This is a genomic window from Kitasatospora sp. NPDC059803 (assembly GCF_042732255.1).
Lineage (GTDB): Bacteria > Actinomycetota > Actinomycetes > Streptomycetales > Streptomycetaceae > Kitasatospora.
The window spans coordinates 1-3,844 of sequence record NZ_JBHWIJ010000479.1; the positions used below are offsets into that span (position 1 = coordinate 1).

A 3,844-nucleotide genomic window follows, 5' to 3' on the forward strand; every position below is an offset into this window, starting at 1 on the left:
GGGCGGGCGAGGTGCCCCCGCCCCGGCAGCCGGGTGGTGCCCAAGGTGGCCCAGGTGCCTCAAGTGGCCTGGGGTCAGGCGGACTTCGGCTGCTGCTGGGTGATGCAGTGGATGCCGCCGCCGTTGGCGAAGATTTCGCGGGCGTCGACGAGTTCGACGGTGCGGCCCGGGTAGGCGCGGCCGAGGACGGCGGCGGCCTCCTGGTCGCGCGGGTCGTCGAAGGCGCACAGGATCACGGCGCCGTTGGCCACGTAGTGGTTGATGTAGGAGTAGTCGACCGGTTCGCCGTCCTCGTCCAGCAGGACGGTGGGGGCGGCCAGTTCGATGACCTCCAGTGCCCGGCCCCGGGCGTCGGTGGCGGCGCGCAGGATGGCGACGAGCTCCTGGCAGACGGCGTGGTCCGGGTGGGCGGGGTCCGGCTGGACGTGGGCGACGACGACGCCGGGGCGCACGAAGGAGGCGACGATGTCGATGTGTCCGCGGGTGCCGAACTCGTCGTAGTCGCGGGTGAGTCCGCGCGGCAGCCAGATCGCCTTGGTGGTGCCGAGGAAGGCGTGCAGCTCGGCCTCGACCTCCTCCTTGGTCCAGTCCGCGTTGCGGCCCTCGCCGAGCTGGACGGTCTCGGTGACCAGGACGGTGCCCTCGCCGTCGACGTGGACGCCGCCGCCCTCGTTGATCAGCCGGGAGGCGAAGCGCTGGACGCCCGTCAGTTCGCTGATGTGCTCGGCGATGTGCTGGTCGTCGTCCCAGCGGGCCCAGGACTGGGCGCCCCAGCCGTTGAAGATCCAGTCGGTGGCGGCCAGCGAGCCCTTGTCGTCGATCAGGAAGGACGGGCCGATGTCGCGCATCCAGGCGTCGTCGAGCGGGCGCTCGACGATCTCGACCTGCTCGGAGACGTACCTGCGGGCGTCCGCGGTCTCGCCGGTGTTGACGACCAGGGTGACCGGCTCGTACCGGACGATGGTGTTGGCGACGGCGGCCCAGGCCTCGCGGCCCGCGTGCAGGTTCTCGGGGGTGTCGAAGGTGGGGTTGGCGGTGGGGAAGGCCATCCAGGTGCGGTCGTGCGGGTGCCACTCGGCGGGCATCCGGTAGCCGAGGGAGGCGGGCGTGGGGGTGGTCATCCGGGAGTCCTAGGGGGAGGCGTTCGGCGGAGGTGTCAGCGGAAGCGGAAGTGGCAGCGGAAGTGGCAGCGGAAGCGTCAGAGGAAGTAGAGGCGGCTGAGCGAGACGCTGTCCGCGGGTTCGGAGCGCAGCGGTTCGCCGTCCAGCGAGACCAGGCCGGTCTGGGTGACGTCGACGCGGCCGACCCGGGCGTTGCGGACCATGTCGCGGGGGCCGATGCCGCGGGTGTTGCGGACGCCGACGCGGCGGCGGCGGGTGGGCAGCCCGTCGGCGGGGCGGTCGAGGTAGGCGCCGTCGGCGGCGGCCTGGGCGACGAAGGCGACGGAGATGTCGGCGGCGGTGGCGCCGTGGGCGCCGAACTGCGGTCCGAGGACGAGGGGTTCGCAGGTGTCGGTGGAGGCGTTGGGGTCGCCGACCACGCCGTAGGCGGGGAAGCCGGCCTTCAGGACCAGTTGGGGTTTGGCGCCGAAGTGGTCGGGGCGCCACAGCACGATGTCGGCGAGTTTGCCGACCTCGATGGAGCCGACCTCGTGGGAGAGGCCGTGGGCGATGGCGGGGTTGATGGTGAGCTTGGCGATGTAGCGCAGGACGCGCTCGTTGTCGTCGCCGCTCTCGGTGGTGCCGTAACCGCCGTCGAGGGGGCCGAGTTCGGCCTTCATCTTGCCGGCCATGGCGAAGGTGCGGCGGACGGTCTCGCCGGCGCGGCCCATGCCCTGGGCGTCGGACGAGGTGATGCCGATGACGCCGAGGTCGTGCAGGACGTCCTCGGCGCCCATGGTGCCGGCGCGGATGCGGTCGCGGGCCATGGCGGCGTCGCCGGGCAGGTCGGTCTTGAGGTCGTGGGCGGAGACGATCATGCCGAAGTGCTCGCCGAGCGCGTCGCGGCCGAAGGGCAGGGTGGGGTTGGTGGAGGAGCCGATGACGTTGGGCACGCCCGCCATCTTCAGCACGTTGGGGACGTGTCCGCCGCCGCAGCCCTCGATGTGGAAGGCGTGGATCGTCCGCCCCTCCAGCACCTTCAGGGTGTCCTCCACCGACAGGCACTCGTTCAGGCCGTCGGTGTGCAGGGCGACCTGGACGTCGTACTCCTCGGCGACGCGCAGCGCGGTGTCCAGGGCGCGGGTGTGGGCGCCCATGTCCTCGTGGACCTTGAAGCCGGAGGCGCCGCCCTCGGCCAGGGCCTCGACGAGCGGGGCCGCGTCGGAGGACGAACCGCGGCCCAGGAAGCCGATGTTGACGGGCCAGGCGTCGAAGGCGTTGAAGGCGTGGCGCAGGGCCCAGGGGGAGTTGACGCCGACGCCCCAGACCGGGCCGAACTCCTGGCCGATGATCGTGGTGACGCCGGAGGCCAGCGAGGCCTCCATGATCCGCGGCGAGAGCAGGTGGACGTGGGTGTCGATGGAGCCGGCGGTGGCGATCATGCCCTCGCCGGAGACGATGGTGGTGCCGGTGCCGACGACGACGTCCACGCCGTCGAGGGTGTCGGGGTTGCCGGCGCGGCCGATCGAGGCGATCCGGCCGTCGATCAGGCCGATCGAGGTCTTGCGGATGCCCTGGATGGCGTCGATCACCAGGACGTTGCTGATCACCACGTCGCAGGTGTCGCGGACGGCGGCGGCCTTGAGGTGCAGTCCGTCGCGGGCGGTCTTGCCGAAGCCGGCCAGGAACTCCTCGCCGGGGGCCTGCGAGTCGGACTCGACGCGGACGATCAGGCCGGAGTCGCCGAGCCGGATCCGGTCGCCGGCCCGGGGGCCGTGCACCGAGATGTAGTCGTGGGGGGTGATGGACGTCATGACGGCACCTCCGCGTCGTCGAAGGTGGTCAGGTAGCCGGTCGCGCGGGCCTTGGCCAGGGCGGCCTCCTTCGCGCCGGGCGCGTCCAGCGGGCCGTCGACCAGGCCGGCGAAGCCGATCGCGACGCGCTGGCCGCCGATCGGCACCAGGCCGACTTCGACGGTGGCGCCCGGGTCGAAGCGCACCGAGGAGCCGGCCGGGACGGCCAGGTGGGTGCCGTAGGCGGCGGCGCGGTCGAAGGCGAGGCGCGGGTTGGCCTCGAAGAAGTGGAAGTGCGAGGTGACCGAGATCGGCACCTGGGAGGTGTTGTGGACGGGCAGCAGCACCGTCTCCTCGACCGGGTCGTAGCCGGTGCCGGCGCCGATCAGTGCGCCGCCGGGGGCTTCGTCGCCGAGCGAGCCGGCGCCCCGGAACGGGTCGTTGACGACGGCCAGGCGGGTGCCGTCGTCGAAGACGGCCTCGACCTGGATGACGGTGACGACGTCCGGCACGCCGGGCAGCACGTCGTCGGCGGTGAGCACGCTGCGGCCGGCCTCGATGGCTTCGGCCAGGCGCCGGCCGTCGCGGGCGGCCTCGCAGACGGTGTCCGCGATCAGGGCGGTGGCCTCGGGGATGTTGAGGCGTACGCCCCGGGCGCGGCGGGCGCGGGCCAGTTCGGCTGCTGTGAAGATCAGCAGCCGGTCCCGCTCGGTGGGGGTCAGTCGCACGGTTCCTCGCTCGCGGTCGCCGGGGGAGGGGGGTCGGCTTTCGGGGGCGATGTTAGAACGTCGTTCAAACATCTCGGGCCATTGAACCCGGACCGGGCCGCTGTGTCCAGCGTTGCCGGTCCGCAGGGGTTCGGCTCGCCGGGCCCGCGGCGGGGGTGGGTGGGCGGGGGGGGGGCGCCCCGGGGGGGGCGCCGGGGCGCGCCCCCCCCCCCCCCGCGGGGGG

Annotated in this window: 3 protein-coding genes; all 3 read right to left on the reverse strand. The window is 73.0% G+C overall.

From position 1 onward, the window contains the following. Positions 1–74: 74 nt before the first annotated feature. Complete coding sequence (locus ACFV6I_RS38385; RefSeq protein ID WP_380430808.1) at positions 75–1,121, reverse strand: agmatine/peptidylarginine deiminase; 1,047 nt, start codon at positions 1,119–1,121, stop codon at positions 75–77. Positions 1,122–1,198: 77 nt separating this feature from the next. Beyond that, a complete protein-coding gene (locus ACFV6I_RS38390; RefSeq protein WP_063347079.1) occupies positions 1,199–2,914 on the reverse strand; it encodes an urease subunit alpha in 1,716 nt (571 codons plus the stop codon). Further along, entirely contained in the window at positions 2,911–3,621 is a 711-nt protein-coding gene (locus tag ACFV6I_RS38395) for an urease subunit gamma (protein ID WP_380345472.1), read from the reverse strand. Before ACFV6I_RS38395 ends, ACFV6I_RS38390 begins: the two co-directional genes overlap by 4 nt. Positions 3,622–3,844: the final 223 nt, after the last annotated feature.

Coding starts and splice junctions, on each gene's coding strand:
- ACFV6I_RS38385 (WP_380430808.1), bottom strand. CDS start 1,121: ATGACCACCCCCACGCCCGCCTCCCTCGGCTACCGGATGCCCGCCGAG.
- ACFV6I_RS38390 (WP_063347079.1), bottom strand. CDS start 2,914: ATGACGTCCATCACCCCCCACGACTACATCTCGGTGCACGGCCCCCGG.